The sequence below is a fragment of the Xylophilus sp. genome, from assembly GCA_009914555.1.
Classification (GTDB): domain Bacteria; phylum Pseudomonadota; class Gammaproteobacteria; order Burkholderiales; family Burkholderiaceae_C; genus WNDY01.
This window is the reverse complement of record WNDY01000070.1, coordinates 1-18,454: the sequence shown is the minus strand read 5'-3', so window position 1 is coordinate 18,454 and position 18,454 is coordinate 1. Positions and strand designations below refer to the sequence as shown.

Here is an 18,454-nt window from a genome sequence, read left to right as displayed (position 1 = left end):
CGCCGCGACCAGCAGCGCGATGCCGGTGAGCGCCCGCGGCGCGGCGCTCATCGGGCGCGCTGGATCCGGTGCTCCAAGAGCGTCCAGACCGGCGTCAGACTGTCGGACAGGGGAGGGAGTTTGCCAAGGTCGATGCGGCTTTCCTCGGGACTGTGGAAGTCGCTGCCGCGCGAGGCGGCCAGATCGAACTCGAGGGCCATGTCGGCATACTTGCCGTATTCCGACGGGGTGTGGCTGCCGGTCACGACCTCGACGCCGCGGCCGCCGTGGGTCTTGAATTCGGTGCACAGGGCGTATTCCTCGGTCGGGCTGAAGCGGTAGCGCCCCGGGTGGGCGATCACCGCCACGCCGCCGGCCCCGGTGATCCATCGCACCGCGTCGCCCAGCGCGGCCCAGCGGTGCGGCACGTAGCCGGGCCTGCCTTCGGTGAGGTACTTGCGGAAGACCTCGGGCGTGTCGCGGCAGACGCCGGTCTCGACCAGGAAGCGGGCGAAATGGGTGCGCGAGATCAGTTCCGGGTTGCCCACGAACTTCAGCGCGCCTTCGTAGGCGCCGCGGATGCCAGCCCGGGCGAGCCCGTCGGACATCTCCTGCGCCCGCCGGCCGCGGCCGCCGCGCGTCGCGCGCAGGCCGTCCACGATGCCTGCATCGTCCGCATCGAAGCCCAGGCCGACGATGTGCACCGTCTCGCCGGCGAAAGTGACCGAGATTTCCACCCCGGTCAGGAAGTCCAGGCCCTCCCGGGCCGCCGCAGCGGCCGCCCGGTGTAGGCCGCCGACCTCGTCGTGGTCGGTCAGGGCCCAGAGCTGCACGCCGTTGGCGCGGGCGCGGGCTGCCAGCGCCTCGGGCGCGAGGGTGCCGTCCGACACGGTCGAGTGGCAGTGCAGGTCGGCGTTGGGAACTTCGGAAGGGGCCACAGCGGGATTCTAGGCGATGGCACGCGGGTGTGCCCGCGGGGCCGGCGGCAGGGCAGGGTGGTCAGCGGGGAGTATCCGTCCAGGGCTCGACGCCCTCGACCAGGAACTTCACCTTGCGCTCGCCGCGCCACTCGTCGGCGTCGAGCCGGAAAGCCAGCGTCACCCGCGCCGGCAGCTGCTCGGTGTGGCCGAACCAGATGGCATCGACCGGTTCGCCCTGGTGGCGCAGCTTGAGCGCCAGGTGGCGCTGGCCCTCGCCGACCAGGCGCTGCGAGAGGACTTCCACCTCTTCGCTGAACGTGGGCGGCGCGAAGCCCTGGCCCCAGACCTCGCGGTGCAGCGCGTCGACCAGGTCCGGCCGGCGGTATTCGGGTGCGAGCGGCCCGTCGGTCTCGATGCGCCGCGTCAGCGCCGCCGCGTCCAGCCCTTCCTGCGCGACCCGGGCGAAGGCTCGCCCGAAGGTCGCGAAGTGTTCCTCGGCCACCGTCGCGCCCGCGGCCATTGCATGGCCGCCGAACTTGAGGATCACGCCCGGATGCCGCTTGGCCACGAGGTCGAGCGCGTCGCGCAGGTGGAAGCCCGGGATCGAGCGGCCCGAGCCCTTGATCTCGTGCTCCTTGCCCGGCGCCGCGCTGCGGGCGAACACGAAGGTCGGCCGGTGCAGCCGGTCCTTCAGCCGCGAGGCGACGATGCCGACCACACCCTCGTGGAAGTCCGGGTCGAACACGCTGACGGCCGCGGGCGGCGTCTCGCCCTCGCCGAACAGGTCCTCGGCCAGCAGCAGCGCCTGCTCGCGCATGCCGCCCTCGATCTCGCGGCGCTCGCGGTTGATGGCGTCGAGCAGGCGGGCCAGTTCGTCGGCGCGCGCCGGGTCGTCGGTCAGCAGGCATTCGATGCCCAGCGTCATGTCGGCCAGCCGGCCGGCCGCGTTGATGCGCGGGCCCAGCGCGAAGCCGAAGTCGAACGTGGTCGCTACGGGCGCCTTGCGGCTCGCGGCGGCGAACAGCGCGGCCATGCCGGCGGGCATGCGGCCTTCGCGGATGCGCTTGAGGCCCTGGGCGACCAGGCGGCGGTTGTTGGCATCGAGCCGGACCACGTCGGCCACGGTGCCGAGCGCGACCAGCGGCAGCAGGCTGTCGAGCTTGGGTTGGGGCGGAGCCGTTCCTGCGGCGGCCTCATCCCGGCCTTGCAGCCGCAGCTCGCAGAACGTGCCGCGCCGCCGCAGCTCGGCCCGCAGCGCCAGCAGCACGTAGAACATCACGCCGACGCCGGCGAGCGACTTGCTCGGGAAGGTGCAGTCCGGATGGTTCGGGTTGACCAGCACGTCGGCCTCGGGCAGCGCGTCGCCGGGCAGGTGGTGGTCGGTCACCAGCACCGACAGGCCCAGCGCGCGCGCGGCGGCCACGCCGGCCACGCTGGCGATGCCGTTGTCCACCGTCAGCAGCAGGTCGGCGCCGCGGGCGGCCACGCGTTCGGCGATGGCCGGCGTGAGGCCGTAGCCGTCGACCACGCGGTCGGGCACCAGGTAGTCGACGTGGCGCGCGCCCAGCAGGCGCAGGCCGCGCACGGCCACGGCGCAGGCGGTGGCGCCATCGCAGTCGTAGTCGGCCACCACGCAGATGCGCTTGTCTGCGGCAATCGCGTCGGCCAGCAGCACGGCGGCCTCGCGCGTGCCGCGCAGGCCGTCGGGCGGCAGCAGGCGGGCCAGGCCGTCGTCGAGTTCTTCATGGCTGGTCACGCCGCGGGCGGCGAACAGGCGCGCGAGCAGCGGATGCACGCCGGCCTGCTCCAGCGCCCAGGCGGCGCGGGGGGGGATGTCGCGGGCGATGATCTTCATAGGTGTTCGAGCACGCTGCGGGCCGGCGCCGGGCTGGTGAACAGGCCGCGCAACCGTTGGCCGAACGGGTGCGCTGCACCGCCGGCGAAGGACTGGGCCCGGCGTTCGCCGCAGAGCGTGATGCGCACCGGCTCTCCGCGCCCGGCGCGGGCCAGGGCGTCGGCCACCTCGGCAGCGTCGAGCGCCTGCCAGGCGCGGCTCCAGGCGGACCAGTCCTCGCGCAGCGCGGCTTCGCGCAGCGCAGGGGCGACCGTCGGCTGCTCGCCGGCCGGTGCGTCGTCCAGCGCGCCGGCGCCGTGGAGCCAGAAGCCGTTGACCTGCGGCAGCCGCGCGGCCTCGCGGGCCTCGTTGAACGCATGGGTGTACAGCAGCATCTGGATCTCGCTTTGCAGCCGTCGCAGGGGGCGGGTCTGCGGCACGGCGGGCTGCCAGATGTCGATGCTGCGGCCGGTCACCCGGTCGGGCGAGGCGGTGGGCAGGCCGCGCAGCGGCTCGCCGCGGGCCAGCCAGCGCGTGGGCCGTTCGTAGACCAGCGCGATGCCGTCCTCGGCGAAGAAGGGTGCGACGATGGCCAGCAGATCGCGCGATGCGGCCTCATCGAGCTGCAGCGCGGCCGGTTCGCCCAGCGTGACCTGGCCGGTGCCCACGTGCCACGGCGCCGGCGCCACGAAGGCCCAGGCCTGCCCGTCGGGCGCCTGGCCGGCGCGCAGCCGCTCCCAGGCGGCCCAGGGCACCAGGCCGTCCGCGTGCGGCAGGCCGAGCGCGCGGGCCAGGGCGCGTTCGTGGGGTGGGGTCAGGGTGAATTCGTCGCCTTCGTCGGGTGCCTCGGCCTGCAGCCGGGCGAGCAGCTTCGAAAGGTGGGGCAGGGCGAGGCCCTGCAGGGCCTGCTGTGCAGGCAGGGCACTGGACGCTGCATAGGGCACGAGCAGATGGAAGGTGTCTGGCATGGAGGAGTATTGTCGCCGGATTGACCCGTTGGTTCGGATGTAATAACATTGTTGCCACTACAAGGAGTCTGGCATGCAGGTCGTCATTCGCGAAATCGGCAACAGCAAGGGGGTCGTCATCCCCAAGCCCCTGCTGGCCGAGGCGGGGCTGGGCGAGAGCGCCGAGATGACGGTCGAAGACGGTGCCATCGTCCTTCGCCGGCCGGCGGCGGCCGTGCGCGAAGGGTGGGCCGCTGCGGCGAGCGAAGTGGCTGCTGCCGAACAGAAAGACCTTCTGCTCGGCGAATTCCCCAACGAGGCGGACGCGGATCTCGCATGGTGACCCCGGCTGCCGCCGCACGGCGGGGCGAAGTCTGGCTGGCCAACCTCGATCCGACCGTCGGCAGCGAGGTCCAGAAATCCCGCCCCTGCGTCGTCATCTCGCCGGACGAACTCAACGCGCATCTGCGCACGGTGATCGTCGCGCCGATGACGTCCAAGGGCTTCGCCGCGCCCTTCCGCATTCCGGTCACGCATGCCGGCACGCGCGGCCTGATCGTGCTGGACCAACTGCGTACCGTCGACCGCATCCGCCTGGCCCGGCGGCTGGGCGCCGTTTCCGCCAGGACGCTGGACCGCACGCTTGCGACCCTGCAGGAGGTCTTCGCCCGCTGACGGCGCCCCGTCCTTCACGGCGGCGTCGCGGCCGGTGCCACAATCTCGCCCGATGCAGATTCCCTATGAACTCGCCCTGGGCTGGCGCTACACGCGCGCGGGCCGCGCGACGCGGCGCAACGGCTTCATTTCCTTCATCTCGGGCGTGTCCATGCTGGGCATCGCGCTCGGGGTGGCTGCGCTGATCATCGTGCTGTCGGTCATGAACGGCTTCCAGAAAGAAGTGCGCGACCGCATGCTGTCGGTGGTCTCGCACATCGAGATTTACGCGGCCGACGGCCAGGCGCTGCCGGACGTCAACCGCACCATCGCCGAGGCCAGGCGCAACCCCGAGGTGGTGGGGGGGGCGCCCTTCATCGCCACGCAGGCGCTGATCGGCCGCGGCGAGGACATGAAGGGCGCCATCGTGCGCGGCATCGACCCGGCCCGCGAGCCCGAGGTGACCGACCTGGCCGCCGAGCAGCTGCAGGGCGGCGGCCTCGCGCAGCTGGCGCCCGGCGAATTCAAGGTGGTGCTGGGCGGCGAGCTGGCCAAGGCGCTCGGCGCGCGCGTGGGCGACCAGGTGACGCTCGTGGCGCCCGGCGGGCAGGTCACGCCGGCCGGCGTGGTGCCGCGCCTCAAGCAGATGACCGTGGCCGGCACCTTCGAATCCGGCCACTACGAATACGACTCCACGCTGGTGCTGATGCATGTGGACGACGCGGCGCGCCTGTTCCGCCTCGAAGGCCCGAGCGGCGTGCGGCTCAAGCTGCGCGACCTGCACCGCGCGCCCGAGGTCACGCAGCAGCTCGCCGGCACGCTGAGCGATCCGGTCTACATCCGCGACTGGACCAAGCAGAACAAGACCTGGTTCGCCGCGGTGCAGGTCGAAAAACGCATGATGTTCATCATCCTCACGCTGATCGTGGCCGTGGCCGCGTTCAACCTCGTCTCCACGCTCGTGATGACGGTGACCGACAAGCGTGCCGACATCGCCATCCTGCGCACGCTGGGCGCGAGCCCCGGCAGCATCATGGGCATCTTCGTCGTGCAGGGTGCGATGGTCGGCGTGATCGGCACCGTCGCTGGCCTGGCGCTGGGGCTGCTCGTGGCATTCAACATCGACGTGATCGTGCCGGCGCTGGAGCGGCTGTTCCACGCGAGCTTCCTGCCCAAGGACATCTACCTCATCAGCCGCATGCCCAGCGATCCGCAGCGGAGCGACATCGTGCCGATCGGTGTCATTTCGCTGGTGCTGGCCTTCCTCGCCACGCTGTACCCGAGCTGGCGCGCCAGCCGCGTGAATCCGGCGGAGGCGCTGCGCTATGAGTGAGCCGACTCCTGTCGTCCTCTTTGCGCGCGGGCTGACCAAGCGCTTCCACGAGGGCCGCATCGACCTGACAGTGCTGCACGGCGTGGACCTCGACATCCCTGCCGGCCAGACCCTGGCCATCGTCGGCGCGTCGGGTTCGGGCAAGAGCACGCTGCTGCATCTGCTGGGCGGGCTCGACGCGCCCACGGCCGGCACGGTCACGCTGGCCGGCCAGGCGCTCGGCACGCTCGACGCGGCCGCCCAGGGCCGGCTGCGCAACCGGCACCTGGGCTTCGTCTACCAATTCCACCACCTGCTGCCCGAGTTCAGCGCGCTCGACAACGTGGCCATGCCGCTGTTCATCCGCCGCGAGCCGGCGGAGCAGGCGCGCGCGGCCGCGCAGAAGATCCTTGCCGCCGTTGGCTTGGCCGAGCGGGTGCAGCACCGGCCGGCCGAACTCTCGGGCGGCGAGCGCCAGCGCGTGGCCATCGCCCGTGCGCTCGTGACCCGGCCGGCCTGCGTGCTGGCCGATGAGCCCACCGGCAACCTCGACCGCGGCACGGCCGACCAGGTCTTTGCGCTGATGCTGGAACTGGCGCGCGAGCAGGGCACGGCCTTCGTGGTGGTCACGCACGACGACACGCTGGCCGCGCGCTGCGACCGGGTGCTGCGCATCGTGGCCGGGCGCATCGCCGCGGCCTGACGGCTACCATTGGCGACTCTGCAGGCTGGATCGATCGCAAGGAGCAAAGGCCATGGCGCTCACGCAGACGCGGCTGTCGCTGCACGACTTCATCGACTGGGAGAACGCCCAGGCCGAACGCCACGAGTTCTACCGGGGCGATGTATCCGCCATGGTCGGCGTGCGGCGCAGCCATGGCACGGTGTCGCTCAACCTCGCGGTGGCGCTCAAGCTGCACCTCAAGGGCTCGCGCTGCGCCGTCTTCACCGAAAGCCTCAAGCGCCAGGTGGCCGACGATGCGATCTTCTACCCCGACGTGTTCGTGACCTGCGATGCGGACGACCTGCGCACCGACATGATCTTCCGCGCCCCGACCGTGGTCGCCGAGGTGCTGTCCGAATCCGCCGTGGCCTGTGACCGCGGCCTCAAGTTCAGCCTCTACCGCCGCCTGCCAAGCTTGCGCGAATACCTGCTGGTCGATCCCGACAGCCGGGCGGTCGAGGTCTTCCGCCGCAACGAGCGCGGCATCTTCGAACTGCACGACCAGACCGACGCCAACGCGCTGCAGCTCGTGTCCATCGACGGCACGCTGCCGCTGGCCGAGCTGTTCGACGGCATCGAGTCGCCGGCGGCCTGACCCCTTTCCTTTCCCGTCCTCCATGTCCCACCTCATCGTCCATGGCGGCCGCCCCCTGCGCGGCCGCATCGAACCCTCGGCCAACAAGAACGCGGTGCTGCCGGTGCTCTGCGCCACGCTGCTGTCGGACCAGCCGATCCGCCTGTCCAACGTGCCGGACATCACCGACGTGCGCAAGATCCTCGCGATCTTCCTGGAGCTGGGCAGCACGGTGCAGGTCGACTATGCGGCCGGCACGCTGTTCCTGCACCACGCGGCCACGCGCTTCGACCCTGCGGTGCACCGGCTGCCCGAGGAAATGCGCTCTTCCATCATGCTGGTGCCGCCGCTGCTGGCGCGCTTCGGCGTGGCGCGGCTGGAGGACGACGTCAAGGGCTGCACCCTCGGCGTGCGCGAGATCGACCCGCACGTCGAAGTCTTCCGGCGCTTCGGCTGCACGGTGGAGCGCGGCGACGGCTCGCTGGTCATCCGCCGCGGCGAATCGCTGCATGCCAACGACCACTGGCTCGACTACGCCTCGGTCACGACGACCGAGAACTTCGTCCTGGCCGGCGCGGGCGCCGCCGGCAGCTCCACGCTGACCAATGCGGCGTCGGAGCCGCACGTGCAGGAATTCTGCCGCTTCATGCAGCGCCTGGGCGTGCTCATCGACGGGGCCGGCACCTCGCGCGTGACGGTGCACGGCGGCACGACCTACCGCGAGGTGGAGGAGTTCCGCTTCGAGGAGGACTTCCACGAGATCACGACCTTTCTCGCGCTCGGCGCCATCACCGGCGGCGACGTGCAGGTCAGGAACAGCGCGGTCGCGCAGTTCCCGCTGATCGACCGCACCTTCGCCAAGTTCGGCGTCGAGGTGGCGCACGAGGACGGCTGGAGCACCACGCGCCACAGCGGCCCGCTGGCGGTGCAGCAGCCCTTCACCGCCAACACGCTGACCAAGGTGGAGGCCGCGCCGTGGCCTTATTTCCCGGCCGACCTGCTGCCGATCTTCATCGCCCTCGGCGTGCGGTCGCAGGGCAGCGCGCTGTTCTGGAACAAGGTCTACGACGGCGCGCTGGGCTGGGCCGGCGAGCTGTCGAAGTTCGGCGCCCATGTGTTCCAGTCGGACCCGCACCGGCTCATCACCTTCGGCGGGCGGCCGCTGGTGCCGGCCACGGTCGAGAGCCCCTACATCATCCGCGTGGCGATCGCGCTGCTGATGGTGGCGTCGAGCATCGAGGGCCGCTCGGTCATCTGCAACGCCGGGCCGATCCGCCGCGCCCACCCGGGCTTCATCGAGAACCTGCGCAGCCTCGGCGCCGAGGTGGAGTGGACGGCGGAAGACGTATGATGGGAGTATGTACATGCAGCGCACGGAATACGTACGCTGTGAGGTGGTGACCAGGGGAGTATATGTTCAGGCGGTCGCCGCGATCAGCGCATCCAGCTCGCCGAGCGGCGCGCCGAAGGCCTGGTGTTCCGCGTCGTCCAGCTGCGCCTGGCCGTGGAAGAAAAGCCCTTGTAACGCAGCAATGCCTGCCTGAGCCGGGCGACGGTCTCGCCGTCGAGGGCGTCTGAGAGGCGCAGGTCCAGCACTTCGCCGCCGATGCGGCCGGCCACGCGGCGGATGCGCAGGCGGGGCCGAAACGGGTGTCGATGGCGCCGTGGGACGGCGGCGGCTCATGCGGGCTCCTGTCGTGGTTCATCGAAAAAATTCGAGGAACCGGACCGCGCCGCGCAAAACGCGGCCTCCGAATTTCGTCACGCGATCCGGTTGAACCACCAGAGGGACAGCAGCGCCGACAGCAGCGCCAGCCCGGCCGCCAGCAACGCGAACAGGCTGGCGACCTCGGTCTCCTTCTTCTCGACCGTGAGGCGCGAACTCAGCGTCTCATAGACCTTGTGCAGGTCGGCCGCCGTGCCGGCGTAGAAGTACTCGGCGGCGGTGCGGGTGGCCACGGTCTTGAGCGTGTCCTCGTCGAGCCGCACGCGCATCGACCAGCCCTCGAAGCCGATGGTCTCGCCGTCGACCGTGCCCACGCCCACGGTGTAGACGCGCACGCCGCGGTCGGCGGCGACCTGGGCCGCCTCGATCGGGTCCACGCCGGTGGTGCGCTGGCCGTCGGTCAGCATGATGATCGCGGCCGAGGTGTAGGAGCCCGGCGGCACCGGCGCCGGCTTGATGCCGCGGGCCGGGTCCTCGGCGGTGACGCGGTCGATCGGCTGGGCGCGCGGAAAGCCGGCGGTGGGCTGACCCAGCGAGGCGATGTCGATGCCGGCGTCCGGAAAGAGCGCCGCCAGCGACAGCATGATGCCGTTGCCGGTCGCGGTGCCGCGCTGGAGCTGGAAGCTGTCGATCGCGCTGAACAGGTCGTCGTGGTTTTGGGTCGGCAGCTGGGCGAGCTGCGCGCTGCCGGCGAAGGCCACCACTCCCACGCGCACATGACGCGGCAGGTCCTTGATGAAGGCCTTGGCGGCCTGCTGCGCGGCCGCGAGGCGGTTGGGCTTGACGTCGGCCGCGCGCATGCTGCCCGACACGTCGATCGCCAGGATGATGGTTTGCCGCTGCGACGGCAGCGCCAGCGTGGCCAGCGGCCGGGCCGCGGCCACCAGCATGGCCGCCAGCGCGAGCAGAAACAGCACCGGCGGCACGTGGCGACGCCAGGCGTGGCCGAAGCCCGCCGCCTCGCGCACGATCGACAGGCTGGCGTAGCGCACGGCCAGCCTGCGCCGGCGCAACAGCAGCAGCACGTAGAGGGCGATCAGCAGGGGCAGGGCGAGCAGCAGCCAGAGGAATTCGGGCCAGAGGAAGGTCATGGGGCGGCTCCTGAAGCGTGCATCCGTCAGGCGGCGGCCAGCTGCGCCGTCTGGCCGGGGCGCACGCGGTGGCGGCGCAGGTCGGCGAAGCGCAGCAGCGTCTCGCCCAGGTCGTCGTCGGTGCAGAGTTCGAGCGTGTCCACGCCGGCGCGCGCCAGGCCCTCGCGCAGCGCCGCCTCGCGCGCGGCGGCCGCGGCGGCGAAGCGGCGGCGAAAGCCCCGGTCGTGGGTGTCGACCAGCATGTGCTCGCCGGTCTCGGCATCGCGCAGGGTGACCAGGCCCAGGTCGGGCAGGTCCAGCTCCAGCGGGTCGTACAGGCGCACGGCCACCACGTCGTGGCGGCGGGCCAGCATGCCCAGCGGCCGGTCCCAGCCGGGGTCGCTCAGGAAGTCGGAGACGACGAACACGGTCGAGCGCCGCGCGATCGACGCGCCCGCGCCCCGCAGCAGCGCCGCCAGCCGCGTGGCCGAGCGGCCGCGCGCGGCCGGCCGGTGCAGCACTGTGTGCAGCAGGTGCAGCACGTGGGGGCGGCCGCTGCGCGCTGGCACGCGGGCGTCGATGCCGGAGCCCTCGCCGTCCACGCCGTCGTGGATCAGCGCGCCCACGCGGTTGCCGTGGCGCGTGAGCAGCCGCGCGAGCACGCCGACGAACTCGGTGCAGACCTCGCGCTTGGTGCGCCGGCCCGAGCCGAAGCCGGTCGACGGGCTCAGATCCAGCACGAACCACGCGGCCATCTCGCGGTCCTCGGTGAACACGCGCACGTGCGGCGTGGCGGTGCGGGCGGTCACGTTCCAGTCGATGCGGCGCACGTCGTCGTGCGGCTCGTACTCGCGCAGGTCGGCCAGGTCAATGCCGGCGCCGCGCAGCAGCGTGCGGTAGTCGCCCTGCAGCACGCCGTCGAGCTTGCGGATCACCTGCCATTCGAGCCGGCGCAACAGGCGTTGCGCATGCCCGGCGGCGTGCAGAGGCGCGACGGCGGAGGGTTCAGGCTGCCTTTTCGCCATGGTGAAGCGGGCGAGGGGGTGGTGGGACGTGGGCCATGATGCGCGCCACCAGCGCATCGGGCGTGAGCCCTTCGGACAGCGCCTCGTAGGACAGCGCCACGCGGTGGCGCAGCACGTCGGGCGCGATGTCGGTCACGTCCTCGGGCAGCGCGTAGCCGCGGCCGCGCAGCAGCGCGAGCGCGCGGGCGCCTTCGGCCAGGTTGATGGTGGCGCGCGGGCTCGCGCCGTAGGCCAGCAGCCGGGCGAAGTCCTTCAGGCCGTGGCGGTCGGGCGCGCGGGTCACGGCTACCAGCCGCACCGCGTACTGCAGCACCGACGGGTCGACGTAGACCTGCCGCACCTCGGCCTGCAGCGCGGCCAGCTGCTCGGTGGTGGCGACCGCGGCCACCTCGACCGCCGGCTCCAGCGCGCGCTGGGCGATCACGAACTCCTCCTCGTCGCTCGGGTAGTCCACCAGCACCTTGAGCATGAAGCGGTCCACCTGCGCCTCGGGCAGCGGGTAGGTGCCTTCGGTCTCGACCGGGTTCTGCGTGGCCAGCACGAGGAAGGGCGCGGGCACGCGGTGGGTCTCGCCGGCAATGGTCACCTGGCGCTCCTGCATCACCTCCAGCAGCGCGCTCTGCACCTTGGCCGGCGCGCGGTTGATCTCGTCGGCCAGCAGCAGGTTGGTGAAGACCGGACCGAGCACGGTCGAGAAGTCGCCGTCGCGCTGGTTGTAGATGCGGGTGCCGACCAGGTCCGAAGGGACCAGGTCGGGCGTGAACTGGATGCGCCGGAAGTGGCCCTGGATGGTCCTGGCCAGCGTCTTGATCGTGAGCGTCTTGGCCAGCCCCGGCACGCCCTCGACCAGCAGGTGGCCGCCCGCGAGGATGGCCACGAGCACGCGTTCGAGGAAGCGGTCCTGCCCCACGACCACGCGCTTGACCTCGAACAGGATCTGCTCGGCCAGTGCGGGCGTGGCTGGGCTCTCGGCATTCAGGGGCAGGCTACTCATGGATGTCCTTTCGATGGCGGTGGACGGGTTCAGAACGGCGGCATGCCGACGGCCGCGGCCGCGTTCTCGATCGGCACGGCGAAGCCGATGCCGAGGAAGGTGCGCGCGGTCGTCGGGTTGAGGATGGCGGTGACGATGCCGACCACCTCGCCGTCCATGGTGACCAGCGGCCCGCCGGAATTGCCGGGGTTGGCCGCGGCGTCGAATTGGATCAGGTTGCTCAGCTGGCGCTTGCCTGGCGGCGACTGGAACTCGCGCCCGAGCCCGGAGACGACGCCGGCCGACACCGACGGCCCGATGCCGAACGGAAAGCCGATGGCCGCCACCTGGTCGCCCGGGCGCAGGTTCTGGGTCGAGCGCAGCGTGGCGGCCTGTAGGTCGTCCGGCAGCTTGTGGGCCTGCAGCACGGCCAGGTCGTTCTCGGGCTGGGTGCTGGTGATGGTGGCCGGCGAATCCAGCCCGTCGGCAAACGTGACCACGATGCGCTCGGCGCCCTGCACCACGTGCAGGTTGGTCAGGATCACACCCTTGTCGACGATGACCACGCCGGTGCCGATGCCGCGTTCGGTCATCTCCCTGCTCTTCCTGGTCGCGTGGCCGTAGCCGACCACGCGCACCACCGACGGGCCCACGGCCGCCGCGGCGCGGGCGATGGGCGAGGGCAGGGACTTGGTCTGCAGCGTGTGCTGCACGGCCGCGTCGATGTCGGCCTGCGTCAGCGCCCGCGGGATCGGCCGCGCCGCGAGCCACAGGCTGGCGCCCAGCGCAACCGTCAGCGACACAATGGCTAGCCAGAGTATGCGTCCGTGGCGCACAGTGACAGCGCGCTGCGGCTTGGTAGGGGAGGGGGTATCTATTGCCGTGCCTGCGGCTTCGGTCTGTGGCGCAGCGGTGGCGACCGGCGCCGGGCCGCGGCGGCGGGAACTGCTGTAGAGAGCGGGCCTGCGCATCGTGTCACCTCGGGGCAAGGGATGGCGCCGCGGCCCCGGGCGAATGCGCCCAGAATGCCATGCGCCGCACTGCAATGACGAGACTTCACGGTACCACGGAATGCATCGCCGCACTGTATCCATGCCTGTTATCCGACGGTGCGCGGCGCGCCATGCGGCATGATCGGCGCATGCCCGCCTGGATCGACACCCACGTCCATCTCGACGCCCCCGAATTCGACGCCGACCGCGATGCCGTCCGTACCGCGGTGCGCGATGCCGGCGTGGCGCTCTGCGTGCTCCAGTCCATCGACGCGCGCAGCTGGCCGGTGGTGCGCGCGCTGGCCCACCGGCACGGCGACGCCTATGCGCTGGGCATCCATCCGCTCTTCACGCCGGCGGCCACGGCCGCCGACATCGACGCACTGGAGCGCGAACTGGCATCCCGTCGCGACGATCCGCGGCTGGTCGCCGTCGGCGAGATCGGCCTCGACTATTTCGTGCCCGGCCTCGACGGCGCCAGGCAGGAAGAGATCTACCGCGCACAGCTGCGGCTGGCCCGCCGCTTCGACCTGCCGGTGGTCCTGCATGTGCGGAAATCATCCGACCGGCTGCTGCGCGCGCTGCGCGAAGTCGGCGGCGGCCAGCCGTGGCAGGGCATCGCCCATGCCTTCAACGGCAGCCGGCAGCAGGCCGAAGCTTTCATCGACCTGGGGCTAAAGCTCGGCTTCGGCGGCGCGGCGACCTTCGAGCGCGCCCTGCAGCTGCGCCGGCTGGCAGCCGAGCTGCCGCTCGACGCCATCGTCGCCGAGACCGATTCACCCGACATCCCGCCGCAGTGGCTCTACCGCACCGCCGCCGAGCGCGCGGCCGGCGCGGCGCAGGGCCGCAACACGCCGGCCGAGCTGCCGCGCATCGGCGCCGCATTGGCCGGGCTGCGCGGACTGACGGCCGACGCGTTCGCCGAGGCGACGGCGCGCAATGCCGTCGCGGCGCTGCCCCGGCTGGAGGCGCTGCTGTGACGGCGCCGGCGTCGCCCCGGCTCACCGGCCTGGCGCCCGTCGTCTCGCCGGCCACGCGGCTGCTGGTGCTCGGCAGCTTCCCGGGCGTGCGCTCGCTGGAACTGCAGCAGTACTACGGCCATCCGCAGAACCATTTCTGGCGCATCCTCGGCGCGCTGTAGAACGTGGGCCTGCAGCGCATGGCCTATGCCCACCGGCTGGCAGTGCTGCGCGAGCGCGGCCTGGGCCTGTGGGACGTGTACGGCGCCTGCGAGCGCGAGGGCAGCCTCGACACCGCCATCCGCAACGCCCGCGTCAACGACTTCGCGGCGCTGGCCCGCGGCTGCCCGCAGCTCCAGGCCATCGCCCACAACGGCGGCGAGAGCTTTCGCCACGCCCGCCATTCCCGCACGCTCGGCCTGCCGGTCTACCGGCTGCCGTCGAGCAGCCCGGCCAATGCGTCGTGGAGCTTCGAGCGCAAGCGCGACGCCTGGGCCGAGGTGTTTATGGCGCATGGCCTGATCTGATTTCCCTGCCTTCTCGTGACCACCCGCAAGACCCAGACCCCCGTACTGCCCGATGTCGATTTCTCCGACGACGGCGACGTCCGCCACCTGCACCTGGGCACGCCCTGGATTCAGGGCTCGATGCGGCTGGACGATCCGTTCGCCATCGAGCTCGAATACGTGCAGCGCATGGTGGCCTGGCTGCTCTTCGTCGATTCGGCCAGCGTGCCCAGGCGCCATGCGATGCAGCTGGGCCTGGGCGCTGCCGCGATCACCAAGTTCTGCCACAAGCGGCTGCGCATGCGCACCACCGCCATCGAGCTGAACCCGCAGGGGGTCACCGTCTGCCGCCACTGGTTCAAGCTGCCGCCGGACGATGCCCGGCTCAGCGTGGTGCTGGCCGATGCCGCCAGGGAGATCCGCCAGCCGCGCTGGCGGGGCACGGTCGATGCGCTCCAGGTGGACCTGTACGACCACCAGGCCGCCGCGCCGGTGCTCGACGACGAGAGCTTCTATGCCGACTGCCGCGCCCTGCTGACCGACGACGGCTGCATGACGGTCAATCTGTTCGGCCGCGCGTCGAGCTACGACCACAGCGTCGAAAAGATCGCCGCCGCCTTCGGCGCCGACGCCCTCTGGGCCTTCAGGCCCACGCGCGAGGGCAACACCGTGGTGCTGGCCCAGCGCACGCCGGCCAGGGTGACGCGCGCCGTACTGGCCGAGCGCGGCGAGGCGGTGCAGGCCCGGTGGGGCCTGCCGGCGTCCAAGTGGCCGCGCGTCTTCAGGCAAGTTTGAGGAATCCCGATGTCCAACGCCCCCGCCGCCCACGCCGGTCCGCTCGACTGGCGCCGCATCGTCGACTGGCTGTGCGCCGATGGCTTGGTCGCCGCCGCCGAGGCCCAGCGCACCATCGCCCGCTGCTCGCAGGCCGAGAGCGCCCAGCATCCGCTGGTGCGGCTGGCCAGCGTGGCGATCGCCCGCGCGTCCGGCGGCAAGCCGCTGGATGTGGAGGACCTGACCCAGTACGTCGCCCAGCGGGCCGAACTGCCCTATCTGCGCATCGATCCGTTGCGGGTGGACGTGGGCAAGGTGGCCGACACCATGAGCGCCACCTATGCCGAGCGCCACGGCGTGCTGCCCATCCAGGTCACGGCCACCGAGGTGACCGTGGCCACGGCCGAGCCGTTCGTGACCGACTGGGTGGCCGAGGTCGAGCGCCAGTCGCGCCGCACCGTGCGCCGCGTGGTCGCCAATCCGCAGGACATCCGCCGCTACACCGCCGAGTTCTTCGCGCTGGCCAAGTCGGTGCGCGCGGCACAGAAGGCCGGCGGCAGCGCCGGCGCCGGCAGCTTCGAGCAGCTGGTGGAGCTGGGCAAGAGCAACCGCCAGCTCGATGCCAACGACCAGGGCGTCGTCAAGGTGGTGGACTGGCTCTGGCAGTACGCCTTCGACCAGCGCGCCAGCGACATCCACCTGGAGCCGCGGCGCGAGCAGGGCGTGATCCGCTTCCGCATCGACGGCGTGCTGCACCCGGTCTACCAGATGCCGATGGGCGTGCTCAATGCCATGGTCGCGCGGGTCAAGCTGCTCGGCCGCATGGACGTGGTGGAGCGCCGCCGCCCACAGGACGGCCGCATCAAGACGAGGAACCCCCGGGGCGACGAGGTCGAAATGCGGCTGTCGACCCTGCCCACCGCCTTCGGCGAGAAGATGGTCATGCGGATCTTCGACCCCGACGCCACGGTCAAGGACCTCGACGGCCTGGGCTTCATGCCGCACGACGCCGAGCGCTGGCAGGGCCTGGTCGGCCGGCCGCACGGCATCATCCTCGTGACCGGGCCGACCGGCTCGGGCAAGACGACCACGCTCTATTCCACGCTCAAGCGCATCGCCACCGAGGAGGTCAACGTCAGCACGGTGGAGGACCCGATCGAAATGATCGAGCCGTCGTTCAACCAGACCCAGGTGCAGCCGCAGCTCGACTTCAGCTTCGCTGAGGGCCTGCGCGCGCTGATGCGGCAGGATCCGGACATCATCATGGTCGGCGAAATCCGCGACCTGGAGACGGCCGACATGGCGGTGCAGGCCGCGCTCACCGGGCACCTGGTCTTCTCCACCCTGCACACCAACGACGCGCCCAGCGCCATCACCCGGCTCATGGAACTGGGCGTGCCGCCCTACCTCATCAACGCCACGGTGCTCGGCGTGCTGGCCCAGCGGCTGGTGCGCACGCTGTGCAGCCAGTGCCGCGAGCGGCTGCCCGAAAGCGAGGCCGCCCCGGCCCGCGAGGAACTGGCCGCGCTCATCAAGCCCTGGAAGATCAACGGCTGGCGGCCCTACCGCCCGGTGGGCTGCGTGGACTGCCGCATGACGGGTTTTCGCGGTCGCATGGGCCTGTACGAACTGCTGACGGTCAGCGAGGCCTTCAAGGCCCAGGTCAACAAGGCGCCCAGCGTCGACGCGCTGCGCCGCCAGGCCGTGGCCGACGGCATGCGGCCGCTGCGCCTGGCCGGCGCGCTGCGCGTGGCCGAGGGCGCGACCACGCTCGAAGAGGTCATCGCGGCCACGCCGCCGCTGGATTGAACGGTCTCCGAGGGAAAACCCCTGTCGGCCAGGGCGCCGGATAGGTGGAATCCACATCGAAGAGGACAGGCGGCGACCCGACAATCCGCCAGTCCAAATTTCGATTGGAGATAGCTTCGTGAAAATCAAGAGTCAGAAAGACTTTTTCTCGGGCCTCATGTTCCTGGCCGTCGGTGTCGCGTTCGCCTGGGGCGCGACCACCTACACCGTGGGCACGGGGGCTCGCATGGGTCCGGGGTACTTCCCGCTGATGCTCGGCGTCGTGATGGCCGTCATCGGAGCCGTCATCACCTTCCAGGCCCTGACCGTGGAGACGGAAAGCGGCGACAAGATCGGCAAGTGGGCCTGGAAGCCCCTGTTCTTCATCATCGCCGCCAACCTCGTCTTCGGCGTGCTGCTGGCCGGCCTGCCGAGCATCGGCTTCCCGGCCTTCGGCCTGATCGTGGCGATCTACGCGCTCACCTTCATCGCCAGCCTGGCCGGCGACCGTTTCCACTTCAAGGAGACGCTGGGCCTCGCGACCGTGCTGGCCGCCGGCAGCTACGTGGCATTCGTCTGGGCGCTGAAGCTGCAGTTCCCGGTGTGGCCGACCTTCATCGCCGGCTGATCCGCCAGGAGACTCATTCATGGATCTGTTTGCAAATCTCTCGACCGGTTTTGGCGTCGCGTTCACGTTCCAGAACCTGATCTACTGCTTCGTCGGCTGTCTGCTGGGCACGCTGATCGGCGTGCTGCCCGGCGTGGGCCCCGTGGCCACCATCGCCATGCTGCTGCCGGCCACCTACGCGCTGCCGCCGGTCTCGGCGCTCATCATGCTGGCCGGGATCTACTACGGCGCGCAGTACGGCGGCTCCACCACCGCCATCCTGGTGAACCTGCCGGGCGAGTCCTCGTCGGTGGTGACCGTGATCGACGGCTACCAGATGGCCCGAAAGGGCCGAGCGGGGCCGGCACTGGCTGCTGCCGGCCTGGGCTCGTTCTTCGCCGGCTGCGTGGGCACCGTCATCCTGGCCGCCTTCGCTCCGCCGCTGACCGAGATCGCCTTCAAGTTCGGTCCGGCCGCATACTTCTCGCTGATGATCCTGGGCCTGATCGGCGCCGTGGTGCTGGCTTCGGGCTCGCGGCTCAAGGCCGTCGCCATGATCGTGCTGGGCCTGCTGCTCGGCCTGGTTGGCACCGACGTGAACTCGGGCGTGGCCCGCTACAGCTTCGACATCCCGGAACTCACCGACGGCATCAACTTCGTCGTGATCGCCATGGGTGTGTTCGGCTACGGCGAAATCATCGCCAACCTGGCCCAGCCGGAGGACGAGCGCGAGGTGTTCACCGCCAAGGTCAAGGGCCTGTTCCCGACCAAGGAAGACTTCAAGCGCATGCTGCCCGCCGTCCTGCGCGGCACGGCCCTGGGCTCGGCCCTGGGCATCCTCCCCGGCGGCGGCGCGCTGCTGGCGGCCTTCGCGGCCTATACGCTCGAGAAGAAGACCAAGCTGCACCCGGGCGAAGTCCCGTTCGGCAGGGGCAACCTCCGCGGCGTGGAGCCTGTCCGAAATTGGCAAACTCCCTCCCCTGTCCGACAGTCTGACGCCGGTCTGGACGCTCTTGGAGCACCGGATCCAGCGCGCCCGATGAGCGCCGCGCCGCGGGCGCTCACCGGCATCGCGCTGCTGGTCGCGGCG

The 18,454-nt window shown here is 71.1% G+C and carries 19 protein-coding genes and 1 pseudogene; 12 read left to right on the top strand and 8 right to left on the bottom strand.

What is annotated here, in order from left to right; all coding sequences use genetic code 11:
- Nucleotides 1-47 precede the first annotated feature (47 nt).
- From GAK38_RS20835 to GAK38_RS20825, 3 genes are all read right to left on the bottom strand, one after another.
- Complete coding sequence (locus GAK38_RS20835) at nucleotides 48-917, bottom strand: 3',5'-nucleoside bisphosphate phosphatase (protein ID WP_325346856.1); 870 nt, start codon at nucleotides 915-917, stop codon at nucleotides 48-50.
- Between the two features lie 61 nt (nucleotides 918-978).
- A complete protein-coding gene (gene recJ, locus GAK38_RS20830; RefSeq protein WP_325346855.1) occupies nucleotides 979-2,754 on the bottom strand; it encodes a single-stranded-DNA-specific exonuclease RecJ in 1,776 nt (591 codons plus the stop codon).
- Nucleotides 2,751-3,701, bottom strand: a complete 951-nt coding sequence (locus GAK38_RS20825) for a phosphoglycerate mutase (protein WP_325346854.1) — start codon at nucleotides 3,699-3,701, stop codon at nucleotides 2,751-2,753. The genes recJ and GAK38_RS20825 overlap by 4 nt, the downstream gene beginning before the upstream one ends.
- A 73-nt stretch (nucleotides 3,702-3,774) precedes the next feature.
- Here GAK38_RS20825 and GAK38_RS20820 point away from each other — a divergent pair, with 73 nt between their 5' ends.
- Genes GAK38_RS20820 through GAK38_RS20795 form a run of 6 tightly spaced genes read left to right on the top strand, consistent with a single transcriptional unit; the run spans nucleotide 3,775 to nucleotide 8,295 of the window.
- A complete protein-coding gene (locus tag GAK38_RS20820; RefSeq protein ID WP_325346853.1) occupies nucleotides 3,775-4,023 on the top strand; it encodes an AbrB/MazE/SpoVT family DNA-binding domain-containing protein in 249 nt (82 codons plus the stop codon).
- Nucleotides 4,017-4,355, top strand: coding sequence for a type II toxin-antitoxin system PemK/MazF family toxin (locus GAK38_RS20815; RefSeq protein ID WP_325346852.1), 339 nt, complete (start codon nucleotides 4,017-4,019; stop codon nucleotides 4,353-4,355). Before GAK38_RS20820 ends, GAK38_RS20815 begins: the two co-directional genes overlap by 7 nt.
- 52 nt (nucleotides 4,356-4,407) lie before the next feature.
- Entirely contained in the window at nucleotides 4,408-5,667 is a 1,260-nt protein-coding gene (locus tag GAK38_RS20810) for a lipoprotein-releasing ABC transporter permease subunit (protein ID WP_325346851.1), read from the top strand.
- Nucleotides 5,660-6,349, top strand: coding sequence for a lipoprotein-releasing ABC transporter ATP-binding protein LolD (gene lolD / locus GAK38_RS20805; protein WP_325346850.1), 690 nt, complete (start codon nucleotides 5,660-5,662; stop codon nucleotides 6,347-6,349). Before GAK38_RS20810 ends, lolD begins: the two co-directional genes overlap by 8 nt.
- 52 nt (nucleotides 6,350-6,401) lie before the next feature.
- On the top strand, nucleotides 6,402-6,965 hold the full coding sequence (locus tag GAK38_RS20800) for a Uma2 family endonuclease (protein WP_325346849.1): 564 nt from the start codon (nucleotides 6,402-6,404) through the stop codon (nucleotides 6,963-6,965).
- A gap of 22 nt (nucleotides 6,966-6,987) precedes the next feature.
- Nucleotides 6,988-8,295 carry a UDP-N-acetylglucosamine 1-carboxyvinyltransferase gene (locus tag GAK38_RS20795; protein ID WP_325346848.1) on the top strand — a complete coding sequence of 436 codons (1,308 nt, stop codon included), beginning with the start codon at nucleotides 6,988-6,990 and terminating at the stop codon, nucleotides 8,293-8,295.
- Between the two features lie 83 nt (nucleotides 8,296-8,378).
- Here the strand turns inward: GAK38_RS20795 and GAK38_RS20790 are convergent, their stop codons facing one another.
- The 5 genes from GAK38_RS20790 to GAK38_RS20770 form a co-directional block, all read right to left on the bottom strand.
- Nucleotides 8,379-8,564, bottom strand: coding sequence for a hypothetical protein (locus GAK38_RS20790; RefSeq protein ID WP_325346847.1), 186 nt, complete (start codon nucleotides 8,562-8,564; stop codon nucleotides 8,379-8,381).
- Nucleotides 8,565-8,705: 141 nt separating this feature from the next.
- Complete coding sequence (locus GAK38_RS20785; protein ID WP_325346846.1) at nucleotides 8,706-9,761, bottom strand: VWA domain-containing protein; 1,056 nt, start codon at nucleotides 9,759-9,761, stop codon at nucleotides 8,706-8,708.
- Between the two features lie 26 nt (nucleotides 9,762-9,787).
- Complete coding sequence (locus GAK38_RS20780; protein WP_325346845.1) at nucleotides 9,788-10,765, bottom strand: DUF58 domain-containing protein; 978 nt, start codon at nucleotides 10,763-10,765, stop codon at nucleotides 9,788-9,790.
- Nucleotides 10,746-11,759, bottom strand: a complete 1,014-nt coding sequence (locus GAK38_RS20775) for an AAA family ATPase (RefSeq protein ID WP_325346844.1) — start codon at nucleotides 11,757-11,759, stop codon at nucleotides 10,746-10,748. Before GAK38_RS20775 ends, GAK38_RS20780 begins: the two co-directional genes overlap by 20 nt.
- Before the next feature lie 29 nt (nucleotides 11,760-11,788).
- Complete coding sequence (locus tag GAK38_RS20770) at nucleotides 11,789-12,709, bottom strand: S1C family serine protease (protein ID WP_325346843.1); 921 nt, start codon at nucleotides 12,707-12,709, stop codon at nucleotides 11,789-11,791.
- Between the two features lie 170 nt (nucleotides 12,710-12,879).
- Here GAK38_RS20770 and GAK38_RS20765 point away from each other — a divergent pair, with 170 nt between their 5' ends.
- The 6 genes and pseudogenes from GAK38_RS20765 to GAK38_RS20740 all read left to right on the top strand — a co-directional run.
- On the top strand, nucleotides 12,880-13,710 hold the full coding sequence (locus GAK38_RS20765) for a TatD family hydrolase (RefSeq protein WP_325346842.1): 831 nt from the start codon (nucleotides 12,880-12,882) through the stop codon (nucleotides 13,708-13,710).
- Nucleotides 13,707-14,216 (top strand): annotated as a pseudogene (locus GAK38_RS20760) (DNA-deoxyinosine glycosylase). The gene GAK38_RS20765 and the pseudogene GAK38_RS20760 overlap by 4 nt, the downstream one beginning before the upstream one ends.
- Nucleotides 14,217-14,231: 15 nt before the next feature.
- Nucleotides 14,232-14,990, top strand: coding sequence for a spermidine synthase (locus GAK38_RS20755; RefSeq protein WP_325346841.1), 759 nt, complete (start codon nucleotides 14,232-14,234; stop codon nucleotides 14,988-14,990).
- Between the two features lie 9 nt (nucleotides 14,991-14,999).
- Nucleotides 15,000-16,778: a GspE/PulE family protein gene (locus tag GAK38_RS20750; RefSeq protein WP_325346840.1), complete on the top strand. Its 1,779-nt coding sequence runs from the start codon at nucleotides 15,000-15,002 to the stop codon at nucleotides 16,776-16,778.
- A 118-nt stretch (nucleotides 16,779-16,896) separates the two neighbouring features.
- Entirely contained in the window at nucleotides 16,897-17,385 is a 489-nt protein-coding gene (locus tag GAK38_RS20745) for a tripartite tricarboxylate transporter TctB family protein (RefSeq protein ID WP_325346839.1), read from the top strand.
- Between the two features lie 19 nt (nucleotides 17,386-17,404).
- Nucleotides 17,405-18,454, top strand: a 1,050-nt coding sequence (locus GAK38_RS20740) for a tripartite tricarboxylate transporter permease (RefSeq protein WP_325346838.1), incomplete at its 3' end; no start/stop codon positions are given.